The following is a 16,383-nucleotide window of genomic DNA, read 5'->3' on the forward strand; positions in this document are numbered from 1 at the left end:
GCTGGACGCCCTGCCGGTGCCGGCRGGGCGTCCAGCTCCGCCTGGCTCAGGCCTGCCAGAGGCACGTCCGACGGCGTCAGCCCGCCCGCTCCCGGCGCGCTGCACAGCTCAACCAGTGCTTCCAGCTCGGCGGCGAAGGCCCGACTCAGAGCCTCGATGGTCCCGGCATCGTGCCGGGCGGCGCTGTACAGCCAGGTCAGCCCCAGCGCGCCCTCCGCCACCTGGCCGTTCACCACCAGCTCGGCGCCGAGCGGCGAGCCCTCCGACTGGTCCCGCCCGGCGCTCTCCCGCGCCAGGGCGAAGGCTCCCGCCGTCACCCCGTCGAACCGGCCCAGATAGTTGAACGTCACCGCCGGCCACGGCCGCGACGCCAAGGATGCCTGCGCCTCGTCACCGCCCATGTGGCGCAGTACGCCATAGCCGAGGCCCCGGTCCGGCACCGCCCGCAGCTGTTCCTTCACTGCCTTGAGCGAGGCTTCGAGATCGTCCGCCGGGGTCAGCCGCACCGGATACAGGCTGGTGAACCAGCCCACCGTCCGGCTGAGGTCCAGCCCGCCCAGCTCCTCTCGGCCATGGCCTTCCAGCGCCACCAGCGCCGAGGCCTGACCCGTGTGCCGGCACAGCGCCCGCGCCAGCGCCGTCAGCAGCAGATCCTCCACCCCGGCCCGCCACGCCCGGCCGGCCGTCACCAGATGCTCGGTCAGGCCGGCATCGAAGCGCTGCCGGTGCTCGACGCGCTGCGCCACCGTGTTCGCGCCGTCGGGCCGCGCCACCGGGAAGCCTGACGGGCCGTCCAGCACACCTTGCCAGTACGGCAGCTCGGCCTGCAATTCCGGGCTCTCGGCATGGGCCTGCAGGGCTCGGCCCCAGGCGCCGTAGCTGCTGCTGGTCTCCGGCAAGACGATCAGCTGGCCGGCCACGGCCTGGCCATAGGCCGTCTGCAGATCCTCCAGCAGGATGCGCCAGGACACCCCGTCCACCACCAGGTGGTGGATCACCAGCAGCAGCCGCTGCGTGCCGTCCCAACGCCCGACCAGCACCGCCCGCAGCAGCGGGCCCTGCGCCAGGTCCAGGCTGCGCTGGGCCTCCTCCGCCAATGCCAGCTGGGCCGCGTCATCGGCGACGCTGCGGCGCCACAGCCAGTCCTGCTCCAGCGGTCCGGCATAGGCCTGGGTCCAGGCGCCGTCCGCGCCCTCCACGAAGCGCAGACGCAGCGCATCGTGGTGCTCCACCACCGCCGCCAGGGCCCGGCGCAGCGCCTCGGCCTGCAGCCGCTCTCGCGGCGCCANCAGTCCTGCTCCAGCGGTCCGGCATAGGCCTGGGTCCAGGCGCCGTCCGCGCCCTCCACGAAGCGCAGACGCAGCGCATCGTGGTGCTCCACCACCGCCGCCAGGGCCCGGCGCAGCGCCTCGGCCTGCAGCCGCTCTCGCGGCGCCAGCAGMACCGACTGGTTCCAGTGCTGCCGCCCCGGGATCTCCGTCCCGAAGAACCAGCGCTGGATCGGCAGTAAAGGCGCCTCGCCCGTCGCCGCCTCCGCCACGACCGCCACCGCCTCGCGGCCGGCCACCGCCGCCAGGCCGCGCACCGTCTGATGCTCGAACAGCTGCCGCGGCGTCAGCACCAGACCCGCGCGACGGGCCCGCGACACCACCTGCAGCGACAGGATCGAATCCCCGCCCAGCTCGAAGAAATTGTCGTCTCGCCCCACCGCGACCAGGCCCAGAACCTCCGACCAGATCCCGGCCAGCGCCCGCTCCGCCTCGCCCTCCGGCTCCGCCCCGCTCCCGCTCTCCCAATCCGGCTCCGGCAAAGCCTTCCGGTCCAGCTTGCCATTGGCCGAGAGCGGCAGGGCCGCGAGAGGCACGATGCGCGACGGCAGCATGTAGTCCGGCACCAGTGCCGACAGGTGCTGCTTCAGCGCCGCTTCGTCGGCGTCGCCGGCGACATAGCCGACCAGTCGTCCCTCGCGCAGTGCCACCACCGCGTCCCGCACACTTGGGTACGAGCGCAAGCCCGCCTCAATCTCGCCCAGCTCGATCCGCAGCCCCCGCAGCTTCACCTGGTGGTCCAGGCGGCCGAGATACTCGATCGCCCCGTCCCCACGCCGCCGCACCAGGTCGCCCGACCGGTACATCCGGCTGCCCGCAGGACCCTGCGGGTCCGGCACGAACCGCTCCGCCGTCAGGTCCGGGCGGCCGAGATACCCCCGCGCCAGGTTCACACCGGCGATGTACAGCTCTCCCGACACACCCTCCGGCACCGGATTGAGATCGCCGTCCAGCACATGGATCCGGGTGTTGGCGATGGCATGCCCGATCGGCACGCTGCGCTGGCCTTCCTCTGCACGGCAGGCCCAGAAGGTGACATCGATCGCCGCCTCGGTCGGGCCGTACAGATTGTGCAGCCTAGCCGGGGTCTGCTGCAGCACCTCATCCTGCAGCTCCCGCGGCAAAGCCTCGCCGCTGCAGATGATCCGGCGCAGGCTGGTGCAACGGGGCAGCTCGCCGGACACCGCGAAGGCGCCCAGCATCGACGGCACGAAGTGCAGCGTCGTGATGCCCTCGGCCCGGATCACTCGGCCCAGCGCTTCCGGATCCCGATGCGCCCCGGGCTCCGCCACCACCAGGCAGGCTCCGGTCATCAGCGGCCAGAAGAACTCCCACACCGACACGTCGAAGCCATAGGGCGTCTTCTGCAGCACCCGGTCCCCGGGGCCGATGTCGTATTCCGCCTGCATCCATTGCAGCCGGTTCAGCAGGCCCTTGTGGCTGTTGCCCACCGCCTTCGGCTTGCCCGTCGAGCCGGAGGTGGTGATGCAGTAGGCCAGCCCCTCCGGATGCCAGTCGACCACCGGCGCCTCGTCCGAGTACCCGGACAGATCCCAGCCTTCGATCGCGACCCTTGTGGCTGTTGCCCACCGCCTTCGGCTTGCCCGTCGAGCCGGAGGTGGTGATGCAGTAGGCCAGCCCCTCCGGATGCCAGTCGACCACCGGCGCCTCGTCCGAGTACCCGGACAGATCCCAGCCTTCGATCGCGATGATCTCGACACCGTCCATCTGCGGCAGCCGGTCGGTGAGATGCGCCTGGGCCAGCACCAGCTTCAGCCCGGTCTCGGCGATGGTGCCGGCCAGGCGATCGCGCGGATGCTCCGGGTCGAGCGGCAGATACGCCCCGCCCGCCTTGGCGATGCCGAGCAGCGCCAGCACCATCTCCACCGAACGCTCCGCCGCCACCCCGACCAGAACGTCCGGGCCGACGCCGCGCGCCGCCAGCGCCTGGGCCAGCCGGCTGGTCCGGCGGTCCAGCTCGGCATAGCTCAGCCGCTCGGCGCCGAACACCAATGCCTCCGCCTCCGGCGTCGCCCGCGCCTGCCGCCCGATCAGCGACAGCACGGTCGGCACCGCCTCATAGGCGACGTCCGTCACGTTCCAACCCGACAGGCGCGCTTCGTCGGCCGTCAGCAGGCCGATGCTGCCCAGCCCCCGGTCCGGGGCCGACACCATCCGGCGCAGCACCACGACGAAATGGTCGCGCCAGCGTTCCACCGTCGACCATTCGAACAGGCCGGCATCGAACTCGACCCGGCAGTCGATGCCCTGCCCGTCCGCGGCGACGTCCAGCGACAGGTCGAACTGGGTGGTGCCGGTGTCGAGGTCGATCAGCTCGGCCGTCACCCCCTCCAGCGCCAGGGCCGCCGCGTCGCGGGTGGTGCGGAAGTTGAACAGCGACTGGAACAGCGGCGTGTGCGACGCGTCGCGGGCGATGCCGAGCCCGTCCAGCAGCAGCTCGAACGGCACGTCGGCCTGGTCGAGCGCGGCCATCGCCTCGCCGCGCAGCCGGCGGCACAGCGCCCGGACCGTGAGGCGCGGGTCGAGCCGGACGCGATAGACCTGGGTGTTGACGAAGAAGCCGAGCAGGTCCTGCAACTCGGCCCGGCCGCGCGCGGCGTTCGGCACGCCGACCGCGAAATCCGACTGGCCGGAGAGACGGCCGAGCAGCAGCTGCCAGGCGGCGAGCAGCACGACGAAGGGGGTGCAGCCCTCCTCCCGGCACAAAGCCTGGACCGACCGGACCAGGTCCGGCGGCAGCGCGAAATCGACGCGGCTGCCGGGGCGATTGCCCTCGGCGTCGCGCGGCCGGTCGGTCGGCAGCGCCAGCACCGGCACGTCGTCGCCGAGATAGTCCTTCCACCGGGCCACGGCCTCATCGCGGCGCTCGCCGGTGAAGTGCCGGCGCTGCCAGTCGGCGTAATCGGCATAGTCCAGCGCCGGGGCGGGCAGCGGCCGGCCGTGGCGGGACGGGTCGCGCAGCGCCTCGCCATAGGCCCGGGCGAGGTCGCGCACCAGCACCGCGGTCGACCAGGCGTCGACGACGATATGGTGCATCACCAGCAGCAGCACCCAGTTGCCGCCCGCCGCCTCGCCGCGCCGGGCCAGGGCGACGCGCAGCAGCGGTGGCCGGGTGAGGTCGAAGGGCCGACGGATCCGTGCCTGCAGCCAGGCGGATAGCGCCGGCTCCGCCCCAGGCGTTCCGGCCGCCGGCAGCACGGCATGCTCAATCGCGACATCGACCCGTGGCAGCACCACCTGGCGCGGCTCGCCCTCCCCGCCCTCGAAGCGGGTGCGCAGCACGGCGTGGCGCTCGACCACCCGGCGGAACGCGGCCTCCAGCGCCGGCACGTCCAGCCGCCCCCGCAGCCGCAGCGCGCGGACGGAGTTGTAGGCCGCGCCCTCCGGATCATAGTGCTGCAGGAACCACAGGCGCTGCTGCTGGAAGGACAGCGGCGCCGGGGCCCCGCCGTCGCGCGGGCGGATCGCATCCGGATCCGCCGTCTCGTCATCCAGCAGCAGCGCCAGCAGCGCGTCGTTGTCGATGTCGTTCATGGGTCTCAGACGGTCTTGGCCTGGCGGGCCTTCTCCAGGAGGGCCGCCCGCTCGGCCTCGCTCATCCCGTCGAGGCTGAGGCGCAGCGCGGCGATCTGCTCGATCCGCCCCGGCGCCGCATGGCCGCGCAGCGCCTGGGCCAAAGCGGCGATGCTGGGATGGTCGAAGACGATGCCGGGCGGCACCTCGACCTGGAACAGCTTGCGGATGCGGGCGACCAGCTTGATCACCTGCAGCGAGTTGCCGCCGATGTCGAAGAAATCGTCGGTGACGCCGACCGCCTCGGCCGGCCGCTCCAGCAGCTCCGCTGCCACCTGGCGCAGCAGGGTCTCGACCGCATCGCGCGGCGCCACCTTGGCGCTGGTCCTGGCCAGGGTCGCCGGGTCGGGCAGGCCGCGGCGGTCGATCTTGCCGTTGGCCAGGCGCGGCATGCAGTCGAGCGCCACGATCTGCGCCGGCACCATCGGGCCGGGCAGGCGCGCCGCCAGGACCGGGCGCAGCGCCGCAGCGTCCGTTTCACCCGAGGCCAGGGTGACGAAGCCGACCAGCCGCGCCTCACCGCCCTCCGGCCGGTGCACCACCACCGCCGCCTGCTGCACGCTATCGAGCGCCTGCAGCGCGGCCTCGACCTCGCCCGGCTCGACCCGGTAGCCGCGGATCTTCACCTGGTGGTCGGCCCGGCCGACGACCTGCAGCCGGCCGTCCGGCAGGTGCCGCGCCAGGTCGCCGCTGCGGTAGAGCCGCCGGCCCTCATGCTCGACGAAGGCGCCGGCCGCGTCGCCGTGCAGGTAGCCGCGGCTGAGCTGGGCCCCGCCGATATGCAGCTCGCCCGCCGCACCGGTCGGTACCGGCCGGCCGGCGGCGTCGAGCACCAGCACCGCGCTGCCGGCGAGCGGGCGGCTGAGCGGCAGGGCGTCGCCGGCCCAGGCCGGGACCGCGGGGTCATGGGCATGCACCAGCACGCCGATCGTGGTCTCGGTCGGGCCGTAATGGTTGAACACCCGGCACTGCGGCGCCACCGCGAGGATGCGCTCGACCAGCGCCTTCGGCGTGGCCTCGCCGCCCAGGATCAGCGTGGCCGGCAGCACCGGATGCGGCGCGTCGAGCAGCGCCGCCAGATGCGACGGCACCAGCTTGGCGCAGTCGATGTCGGCCCGCCGCAGGAAGCCGGCGAAGGCGGCGCCGTCGGCCATCTCGGCCTCGTCCGCCACCGCCAGGCAGGCCCCGTGGCGCAGTGCGCCGAACAGCACGGTGTTGCCGAGATCGGCGGCGACGGTCGAGGTCAGGGCGAAGCGCCGGCAGCCGGCGAGGCCGAGCGCCTCGCTCACGGCCTCGACATAGGTCCGAAGCTGGCCGTGCTCGATCACCACGCCCTTCGGCGTGCCCGTCGAGCCGGAGGTGAAGAGGACATAGGCGGCGCGGGCCGGATCGTCCTGGTCGAGATCGGGGAGATCCGCCGAGGCTGGCTCCACCATCGCCGCCGCGAGGGTGCGGACCGGGATCGTGTCGGAGACAACCGGCTCGGCGGCGTCGGTCAGCACCAGCACCGGCCGGGCCTGGTCGAGCAACAGTTGCCGCCGCGCCATCGGCCATTGCGGGTCGAGCGGCAGATAGGCACCGCCGGCACGCCAGACGGCGAGCAGCGCGATCACCATTTCGGCCGAGCGCGCCATGTCGAGCGCGACGATGGATTCGCGGCCGACGCCACGGCCGACGAGCCAGGACGCCAGCCCGTCGACCCGCGCGCTCAGCCCGGCATAGTCGAGGGCGACACCGCTGCCGGCCAGGGCCGGCGCCGTCGGAGTCTCACGGCCCCAGCGGGCGATCAGCGCCGGCAGCGACGGGCCGGGCGCCGGGGCCTGGGCCACGGCGTCGAAGGCCGAAAGCCGCGCCCGCTCCGCCGCGCCCATCGGCGACAGGGCGCCGAGCGGGGTGTCCAACTGGTCCGGCAGCTCGGACAGCAGGGTCACGACCTGCTCCAGCAGCGTTTCCATCGCCGCGTCGCCGTAGCGGCCGCCATCCCAATGCAGGGCGACGGCGTGCAGGCCGCCGTCCTCGGCCAGATCGGCCTGCAGCGCCAGCTCGAAGGGCTGGAGCCCGTCGGCCGAGACCAGGCGCCAAATGCCGTCATCGGCCGCTTGGCTCGCGATGCGGAAGCCGGCGACGAGATGGTCGCCGCGGCCCGGCGTCTCGGCCGGCCAATGCTCCTGCCAGCCGCGATGGCTGTCGAGCACCGGGGCGAGACGGTCCAGGAAGGCGCCGAAGGTCTCGGCCGGGTCGGCCGCCAGCCGCAGCGGCAGCACCTTGTCGAACGGGCCGACGGTCTCGGCGAAGGCGTCGTAGTCGCGGCGGCAATCATGCTGCCAGCCGGCCACCAGCTCGGCCCGGCCGGAGATGCGGGCCAGCAACGCCCACCAGGCCGCCTGCAGCACCGCGTCGAGGCCGATGCCGCGCGCGGCGGCGAGATCTGCCAGCCGCCCGGTCACGGCGGCATCGATCGCGGCCTCGCGACAGGCCGGCGCGGCCGGACCGGCCTCAGCGTGGCGATAGGGCAGATGTAGAGCGGGCGGCGCCGTGGGACCGAGATGGTCATGCCAATAGCGGCGGCCCTCGGCGGCATCTTCGTCGGCCGCCATCTCGGCGCGCCATTCGACATATTGCGCGTAGGCGACGCCGTCCTCATTGGCCGGGACGGCGGCACCCGCAACTTCGTCGCGCAGCGCGTGATGGATCAGGTCGAGCGAGCCGCGATCGGCCACCAGCGGCGAGGCCAGCAGCGCCAGGCGCCACTCCGCATCGCCCAGGCGATACAGTGCAGCTCGCAAGGTCCGGCCGGAGCCGAGATCGAAGCCGTCCTCCGCCGCCAGGTCCCGCGCCATGGCCTCCGCTGCATCCGCCCGGCCGCGCAGGTCGAGCACCGACCATGCTGGTTCCGCCGGCGCCTCCAGCGGCCGGGCGCGTAGGCCGCGGAAACCGGGCACCACGACGAAGGCGGTGCGCAGGATCTCGTGCCGGCCGGCGACCCGCAGCAGGGCGGTGCGCAGCCGCGCCTCGTCGAGGTCGCCGGAGATGGCGACGATCAGGATCGCGGCGGCCTCAGGATGCCCGGCGGCGACGCGCTGCTCGGGGCCGAGCGGCCAGGTCTCCGCCCCGGCGGAGAGGGCGAGGTCGGTCATCGCGCGCCCTCCTGTCCCAGAGCACTGCGGTCGACCATGTCACCCATCGCCACGACAATGCGGCGCGGCCCCTCATACGGGTCGCGGGCATGGGCGGCGAGCATGTTGTCGAGCATCACCACGTCGCCGCGGCGCCAGTCGAAGCGCACGGCGCAGGCCTCGTACAGCTCGCCGATCAGGTCCATGACCTCGTCCTCGATCGGCGAGCCGTCGCCATAGAACACCTGCCGCGGCATCCGCTCCGGCCCCACCATCGCCAGCAGGTCCTCGCGCACATCGGCGTCGAGGCAGCGGGTGTGGTGCAGTTGGACCTGGTTGAAGAAGGAGCGTTCGCCGGTCAGCGGATGGGTGATCACCGCCGGGCAGCGGGTGCGGGTCTGCAGCTCGTCCTGACCGATCCAGGCGAAGTCGACCCTGGCGGCGCGGCAGCGGGCCTCGACCTCCTCGCGGCTGTCGGTCTTGAAGAAGTCGCGCCAGTCGACGTCGAGATTCTCGGTGAAGGTGCGGACATAGGTCAGGCCGAGACGGTCGAAGCGCTCCGCCAGCTCCGCCGGCAGGCGGCGAACCATCTCGCGACAGTCGACGATCGGGGTGGCGCCGCCGACCGGCGACGGCTGCTCGCAGAAGAACCACTGCTTGCGCGGCCAGCGCGGCAGGTGCGAGCTCTCATTGTGGTAGAGGATCATCTTCCGCTCCGGATAGGGCGTGGAGCGGTAGGTGTTGCGGCCGCCTTCCTTCTTCGGCAGGTCGCCATAGGAACCGTACAGGCCGGGCTGCAGCGCCTCGGCGAAGGCCTCGAACTCCTGCGGCGTGGTCAGGCCGAAGCCGCGGAACAGCAGGCCGGCATGGCGCCGCAGCCAGGCTTCGACCTGGTCGCGATGGGCGGCGGCCCAGGCCACGGCGTCGAGATCGGCGCTGGCCGGCTCGACCACCAGCGGGAAGATCGCGCCCGGGGTCAGCGACGAGGTCCGCACCAGTTCGCGCGTCGGTGCGGCGGCGGCCGGCCGAGCCGAGGGCGAGGCGAACTTCTTCAGCTTGTCCAGCTTGGCGCCCATGCGGGCGGTGGTTTCGGACGGCGACGCGGTCGACGACATCGCGGACTCCTCCAGAGGGGGAAGGGTGAAGCCGCTCAACGAGCGGTCCGGGGTTTCGGCGATCTGCTCCAGGAGAGCGGTCCAGGCGGCCACCAGACGCCCGACGCGCGGCCGGGCGAACAGGTCGGTGGCGAAGACCCACTCGCCGTCGAGACCCTGCGCGGCGCGGGGGCCGAGCGGGTCGAGGAACAGCGCCATGTCGAATTTCGAGCCATGGGCCTGGGCGGGCCACAGCTCCGCCGTCAGGCCGTCGACGCCGAAGCGTCCGCGCGGCGCGCTCTGCAGCACGAACAGCACCTGCACCAGCGGGTTGCGGGCACGGTCGCGCGGCGCGCCGACGGCTTCGACGATCTGGTCGAAGGGCAGCAGCGGCTGCTCGAAGGCTGCCAGCGAATCCTCGCGCACCCGGTCCAGCAGCTCCGAGAACGGCAGGTCGGAGGCCGGCCGAGCGCGCAGTGGCAGGACGTTGACGAAGAAGCCGACCAGCCGGTCGAGCTCCCGCCGCGGCCGGCCGGCGACATCGGTGCCGATGACGAAATCGGTGGCGCCGGCCGCGCGGTGCAGCAGCGCCTCGAAGGCCGCCAGCAGCACCATGAACAGCGTGCCGCCGCGGGCATGGCCCAGCGCCTCCAGCCGCGCCACCAGCAGACCCGGCAGGCTGAAGCGGACGCTGTCCCCGGCCTGGGAGGCCACGGCCGGCCGCAGCCGGTCGGCCGGCAGCTCCAGCCGCTGCGGCACGCCGGCCAGCCGGTCGCGCCAGAACGCCTTCTGCCGCTCCAACAGGTCGCCCTGCAGCAGCCGGCGCTGCCACTGCGCATAGTCGAGATACTGCACCGGCAGCGGCGGCAGGTCGGCCGGCCCATGCGCCAGCGCGGCCCGGTACAGCGCGCCCAGATCGTCGATCAGCACGCCGATCGACCAGCCGTCGGCGACGATGTGGTGCAGGCCTAGCAGCAGGCTGTGCTCCGCGGGCCCGAGCCGCAGCAGCGTGGCGCGCAGCAGCGGCGCCGCCGCCAGGTCGAACGGCCGCCGCGCCTCCTCCGCCTCGATCTCGGCCAGCCGCGCCTCGCGCCGGGCCGGGTCGAGCGCCGACAGGTCGATCTCCGGCAACGGCAGCGCCGCCTCGGCATCGATCCGCGCCGCCGGCACGCCGTCGGCATCCTCCGGATAGGCAGTGCGCAGGATCTCGTGCCGCGCCAGCAGGCCGGGCAGGGCACGCTCCAGCGCCGGGCGCGACAGCGGGCCGGTCAGACGCAGCTGGCCGGTCAGGTTGTAGGCGCTGCGCGCCGCCTCCCCCGCCAGCCGCTCGGCCAGCCACAGGCGCTGCTGCGCCAGCGACAGCGGCATCCCGGCGTGCCGCGGCTCGGCCGTGACCGGCGGCAGCCCGGCCTCCGGCGCCTGGCGCGGCGCCGCGTCCAGCCGGGCAGCGAGCTCGGCCAAGCTGCGCGGCGCGAAGATCTCGCGCAGCGGCAGCTCGACGCCGAACTCCGCCCGAATCCGGTCGATCGCCTGCAGCGCCAGCAGCGAATGGCCGCCGAGGGCCAGGAACTGGTCGCCGCGCCCGATCGGGCCGCAATCCAGCAGCTCGGACCAGATCGCGGCCAGGCGCCGCTCTGTGCCCTCGCGCGGCGGCTCCCGGTCCTTCGCTCCGGCCGCGGACGACGGGCGGCGGTAGAGATGGAAGGCCCGCAGCTCGCCCGACAGCAGCCGGTCGCGGCAGGCGGAGCGCTGCAGCTTGCCGCTGGTGGTCTTCGGCAGCGTGCCAGGGTCGAGCAGCGCCACCAGCGCTGCCGGCTCCTGCTGTGTGTCGACGATGACGCGCTCGACCGCCTCGACCAGCGCCTGCGTCGGCACCTTGCGCTGGGTCTCGCGGCTGATCTCGACCGCGACGCCGATGCTCTCGCGGCCGTCCTGCTCGACCGCGAAGGCCGAGACCCGGCCCTTGCGGATCTCGGGCACGCCGGCCTCGACCGCCTTCTCGATGTCCTGGGGATAGCGGTTCTGGCCACGGATGATGATCACATCCTTGCGCCGGCCGGTGATGTAGAGCTCGCCCTCATGCAGGAAGGCCAGGTCGCCGCTGCGCAGCCAGATGCCCTCGCCCCAATCCCCGTTACGTCGATCGAAGAAGGCCTCGCCGGTCGCCTTCGGGTTGCGCCAATAGCCGCGGGTGACGCTGCCGCCGGCCACCCAGACCTCGCCGACCACGTCCTCGCCCAGCGTCTCCAGCGTCGCCGGATCGACGATACGCAGCTGCTCCGGCCGGATCGGCCGGCCGCTGCTGACCAGCTCGACGCCCTCGCCGCTCGGCACCACGCGATGCGCAGCCAGCGCCTCGGGATCGACGCGCAGCGTGACATAGTCATGCGGCCGGGGGCTGCAGGACATGGTCAGGGTCGCCTCGGCCAGGCCGTAGCTGGGGGCCAGCGTCTCGCGCCGGAACCCGGCCGGGGCGAAGCGGGCGGCGAAGTCCGCCATGGTGTCGGCCCGCACCGGCTCCGACCCGCAGAAGGCGAACTGCCAGGACCGCAGGTCGAGGCCGGCCAGGGTCTTGTCGCTGACCCGCTCGACGCACAGACGGAAAGCAAAATCCGGGCCGCCGCTGAAGGTGCCGCCGAAGCGGTGGATCGCCTCCAGCCAGCGCGCCGGCCGGGCCAGGAAGTGCTGCGGCGACATCAGCACCAGCGGCACGCCGGCGAAGAAGGGCAGGATCAGCCCGGCGATCAGCCCCATGTCGTGGTACAGCGGCAGCCAGGAGACCAGCACGTCGTCGGCGGTGATGCCGCCGCCATGCACCATCATCCGCTGGTTGTCGATCAGGTTGCCGTGGGTGACCTCGATGCCCTTCGGGTTCGCGGTCGAGCCGGAGGTGTATTGCAGGAAGGCGATGTCGCCGCCCTTGGCCGGATGCGGGCGGCAGGCATTGGCCAGCGCGGGGGACAGGGTGTCGACCGCGACCACCGCGGCGCCGTCCGGGCCGGCGCGGAGGGCCTCGACCGAGGCCTGGTGCCGCCGGTCGGTCAGCAGCAACGCGGCGCCGGCATCCTCGATCATGCCCTGCAGCCGTTCGACATGGTGCAGGCTCATGCCCTCCGGCGGATAGGCCGGCACGGCGATCACCCCGGCATAGAGGCAGCCGAAGAAGGAGGCGACGTAGTCCGGCCCGCTGTTCAGCAGGATCAGCGCCCGGTCGCCCGGCGCGGCGACGGCCTGCAGATGGGCCGCGACCACCCGGGCCTGCCGGTCCAGCGTGCGGTAGTCGAGCGTGTCGCCCACCGTCTCGCCATCGTGCAGGAAGCGCAGCGCCGGCCCGCCATCGTCGGCCGCGGCGCGGCGGCGCAGCAGCTCGATCAGCGTCTCGGCATCGGCATAGTCCAGGGCCAGCGGGGCGGCGGCGTCGCGGCGGGGGCGGAGATCGAAGGCAGCGTCGCTCACGGCGAACCTCATGACACCGGCGAGAGGAAGAGATCGTGGCCGTTGGCGGCGCGGACCGGCGCCGGCCCGGCCGTGGCGGGGCCGCTGCGCTCGACCACCTGGCCGCGCTCGAGCTTGACCAGCTGGTCGGCCAGCGGGAACCAGCGGTCGTCATGGGTGATGACCAGCACGGTCTTCCGCCGCGCCTTCAGCTCGGCCAGGATCTCGCGATAGAACACGTCCTTGAATTGCGGGTCCTGGTCGGCCGCCCATTCGTCGAACACCATCACCGGCCGGTCCTCCAGGCAGGCGGCCACCAGCGCCAGGCGCTTGCGCTGACCCTGCGACAGGTCGCGGGTCGAGAAGGCGCCGCCGCGGACCGCGACCTTGTGGTCGAGATGGAGCTGGCGCAGCCAGCTGTTGGCGCGGTCGTCGAGCGACCCGTCCGCCGCCTCCAGCAGCGTCTCGAACAGGTGGAAGTCGGAGAACACTGCCGAGAACAGCTGCCGGTGCTCCTCACCGCCCGGCGCGGCCAGCGCCCGGCCGTCGACGCGGATGGTGCCGGCCTCGGGCGCGTAGAGGCCGGTGACCAGTTTGGCCAGCGTGGTCTTGCCGCTGCCGTTGCCGCCGACCAGGAAGGTGATCTCGCCCGGCCGCAGCGTCAGGTCGATCGGGCCGAGGGTGAAGACCTCGTCCTCGCGCTCGTCGTAATAGCCGTGGGTGACACCCTCCAGCGCCAGCGTGACCTCCGGCCCGGCCGGCGGCACCGCGGCCTCGTCGGTCCTCGACGCCTCCAGCGCCCGCACCGTCTCATCGATGCGGCCCAGCGCCACCCGGGCCATGCCGATATGCGGGATGTTGCCCAGCAGCCCCTCCAGCGGGCCCATGATGTAGAGGAAGGCGATGACGTAGCCGGTGACGACGCCGGCATCCCCCGGCGCGATCCAGATCCGGGCGAACAGCGCCGTGCCGATCGTCGCCATGAACAGGAGGCGGCCCCAGCCATCGGCGAAGGCCAGCAGCGACAGGCCGCGGACGCGGCTGCGGGCCACTGCCTCGATCGCCTCGGCCAGCACCGCGTCGAGGAAGCGGCGCGCCTTGCCGCGGTTCAGCTTCAGCTCCTTGGCGCCGCCGTTCAACGCCTCGAAATGGCCGAACAGCCGGTCCTGGCCGCGCCCCGCCTCGCGGAAATGCGACAGCACGCGCCGGTAGCTGAGCTGATGGCCGACCGAGCCGAGCAGCAGCACCACGGCGGTCAGCAGCAGGAAGGTCCAGGACAGGGCGGCGAGATAGGCCAGGACGCCGAGGATGACGACGCCGTTGGTCACCAGGATCGGCAGGCCCATGCAGAAATTGGCGATGGCCGAGGCGTCATCGGTCAGCAGCGACTGGATCCGCGCCCGGCCGACCACCTCCAGCCGCCGGTAGGGCGCCGCCACCACGGCCTCGGCGATGTGCCGCCGCAGCCCGCCCAACGCCTGCTGGCCGAGCCGGGCGAACAGGGCGCGGGAGGCGACCTGCGCCACCATCACCAGCAGTGCCGCGGCGACGAAGGGCAGCAGCCATTGCGGCAGCGACTCCGCCGGCGCGTGCAGGGCGCGGTTGATCAGCAGCACCAGCAGCGCCCCGCCCAGCCCGCAGGCCAAGCTGGCGAGGATGGCGGCCGCGAACACAACCCGCGATCCGCGGATCAGCATTCCGAGAAGAGACACGGTCTTCCCCAATCCGGAGCGTCAGTGCAGACCGTGCGCTTCGGCCATGGCGACGATGACCTTGCGCGGCCCCTTGAACGGCGCCCGCGCATGGGCGGTGAGCATGTTGTCGAGCATCAGCACGTCGCCGGCCTGCCAGGGGAAGCTGATCTTGTTCGCCTCCAGCACCGCGCGGACGGTGGCCAGCGTCTCGTCCTCGATCGGCGAGCCGTCGCCGTAATAGACGTTGCGCGGCAGGTCGGGCTCGTCGACCAGCTCCATCAGCGTCGACCGCACCTCGGGCTCCAGGTTCGAGACGTGGAACAGATGCGCCTGGTTGAACCACAGCATCTCGCCGCTCACCGGATGGGCGATGGCCCCCTGGCAGACCTGGCGGGTGCGCAGCTCGCCGTCCGGCTTCCACTCGCAGTCGATGCCGTGGCCGCGGCAATAGGCTTCGACCTCGCCGCGGTCCTCGGTGCCGAACACCTGCTGCCAGGGGACGTCGAGGCCGTTGCCGGTGTTGCGGACATACATCAGCCCCCTCCGGGCGAAACGATCGCGCAGCTCGGCCGGCATGGCGCGGTAGACGGCGCGGCTGTCGGCGATCGGCGTCTCGCCGCCCTCCGGCGCCGCCTGCTGGCAGTAGAACCAGATCTTCATCGGCCAGTCCCGGGTGTAGGCCTGCTCGTTGTGCAACGGGATGTGCTGGTGCGGCGGGTATTCGGTCGAGGTGTAGACGCCCTGCGTCACCTTGCTGCGCGGGGTCGACCCGAACTCATAGGTCAGCAGCGGGTGGCCGAAGCCGGCGGCGAAGCCGCGGAAAGCGTCGGCGCCGTCCAGCGCGAAGCCGCGGAACAGCAGCCCGCCTTCGACGCCGAGATGGCGCTCGACGAGCGGCCGGATCTCCGGCAGGGCCTCGATCAGCGACGGCGTCCCCGCGGCGGGCTCGACCAGCAGCGGCAGGGGCCCGTCGTCGCGCAGCGGGCGGATCGTCAGCGTGGCGGTGGTCACTGCATCCATGGCGTGGGCACTCACTGAAGCATGGCGGCGGCGCCGCCGTTCATCCGTCGCGACAGGGCGGCATCGACGATGCCGAGGACCTCCGCCTGACGGGAGTGAAGGAAGAAGTGATCGCCCTCGAACAGGTCGATGGCGAAGCCGCTGCGCGTCTCCCGGCCCCAAGCCTCGAGCGCCGGGCGGTCCAGATCGTCCTCGGTGCCGGCCAGGACGTGCACCGGACAGGGCAGCGCCGGGCGCGGCTGGTAGACATAGGTGCCGGAGAGCAGGAAGTCGGCCCGCAGCACCGGCAGAACCAGGGCCATCAGTTCGGCATCGGCCAGCGCCTCCTCGGGCGTGCCGCGGTAGCCGCGCAGATCGGCGATCAGCTCGGCATCACTGCGCGGCCGGGCCATTTCGCTGTCGTCGCGGACCGCCGGCGCCTCGCCGCCGGAGGCGAACAGCAGCAGCGGCGGCGGCGCGCCGCGCTCCCGCAGCGCATGGGCCAGCTCGAAGGCCAGCAGGCTGCCCAGGCTGTGGCCGAACAGGGCGTAGGGCCCGTCGATCGCGCCCTCGATCTCCCCGGCCAGCGCGGCGGCGAGGCCGCGCAGATCGGTCGCCAGAGGCTCGCCCGAGCGGGCGCCGCGGCCGGGCAGCTCGACCGGATGCACCGCCAGCCAGGGCGGCAGCGCCCGGCGCCAGCGGCCATAGACCATGGCGCTGGCCCCCGAATAGGGCAGGCAGAACAGCCGGGCGGCGACCGCGCTCATCCGATCACCGGGCAGCGTCGGCGGCGTCCGTCGCGGCCGGGCCGTCCATGTGGCGGCGCAGCGACAGCGGCCGCATGTCGGTCCAGACCTCGGCGACATAGGCCAGGCACTCGGCCTTCGGGCCGGATTTGCCGACGGCGGCCCAGCCCTCGGGGATCTCCTTGTAGTCGGGCCAGATCGAGTATTGCTCCTCGTGATTGACCACGACGTGAAAGACGGTGTCGTCCCGATCGAAGGCCATCAGGCACTCCTCGCCGATATCGTATCCAGGGATAGAGAAAATTTTACGAATTACGCAGACGCAGCCATGTGACGCCCTGCCGGATTGTTTCGGCCTGGCATCTTGATTTGGTCTT

7 protein-coding genes and 2 pseudogenes are annotated in these 16,383 nt (G+C 72.7%); all 9 read right to left on the reverse strand.

Features of this window, described 5'->3' with window-relative positions:
- A partial coding sequence (locus BWR60_RS29630; protein ID WP_230983223.1) for a condensation domain-containing protein occupies positions 1 to 1,232 on the reverse strand: 1,232 nt, incomplete at its 3' end.
- A gap of 92 nt (positions 1,233 to 1,324) precedes the next feature.
- Positions 1,325 to 2,851 (reverse strand): annotated as a pseudogene (locus BWR60_RS38395) (amino acid adenylation domain-containing protein); the annotation flags it as partial.
- Between the two features lie 61 nt (positions 2,852 to 2,912).
- Positions 2,913 to 4,883 (reverse strand): annotated as a pseudogene (locus BWR60_RS29640) (condensation domain-containing protein); the annotation flags it as partial.
- Positions 4,884 to 4,888: 5 nt separating this feature from the next.
- Positions 4,889 to 8,059 carry a non-ribosomal peptide synthetase gene (locus tag BWR60_RS29645; RefSeq protein WP_088155818.1) on the reverse strand — a complete coding sequence of 1,057 codons (3,171 nt, stop codon included), beginning with the start codon at positions 8,057 to 8,059 and terminating at the stop codon, positions 4,889 to 4,891.
- Entirely contained in the window at positions 8,056 to 12,588 is a 4,533-nt protein-coding gene (locus BWR60_RS29650) for a condensation domain-containing protein (RefSeq protein ID WP_218823744.1), read from the reverse strand. Before BWR60_RS29650 ends, BWR60_RS29645 begins: the two co-directional genes overlap by 4 nt.
- An 8-nt stretch (positions 12,589 to 12,596) precedes the next feature.
- On the reverse strand, positions 12,597 to 14,279 hold the full coding sequence (locus BWR60_RS29655) for a cyclic peptide export ABC transporter (RefSeq protein WP_088155837.1): 1,683 nt from the start codon (positions 14,277 to 14,279) through the stop codon (positions 12,597 to 12,599).
- 21 nt (positions 14,280 to 14,300) lie between these two features.
- Positions 14,301 to 15,281 carry a TauD/TfdA family dioxygenase gene (locus BWR60_RS29660; RefSeq protein WP_088155822.1) on the reverse strand — a complete coding sequence of 327 codons (981 nt, stop codon included), beginning with the start codon at positions 15,279 to 15,281 and terminating at the stop codon, positions 14,301 to 14,303.
- Between the two features lie 11 nt (positions 15,282 to 15,292).
- A complete protein-coding gene (locus BWR60_RS29665; RefSeq protein ID WP_088155824.1) occupies positions 15,293 to 16,027 on the reverse strand; it encodes a thioesterase II family protein in 735 nt (244 codons plus the stop codon).
- Positions 16,028 to 16,031: 4 nt separating this feature from the next.
- Complete coding sequence (locus BWR60_RS29670) at positions 16,032 to 16,268, reverse strand: MbtH family protein (RefSeq protein ID WP_088155826.1); 237 nt, start codon at positions 16,266 to 16,268, stop codon at positions 16,032 to 16,034.
- Between the last annotated feature and the right edge of the window lie 115 nt (positions 16,269 to 16,383).

This window comes from Inquilinus limosus (genome assembly GCF_002195995.1).
Taxonomy (GTDB): Bacteria; Pseudomonadota; Alphaproteobacteria; order DSM-16000; family Inquilinaceae; genus Inquilinus; species Inquilinus limosus_C.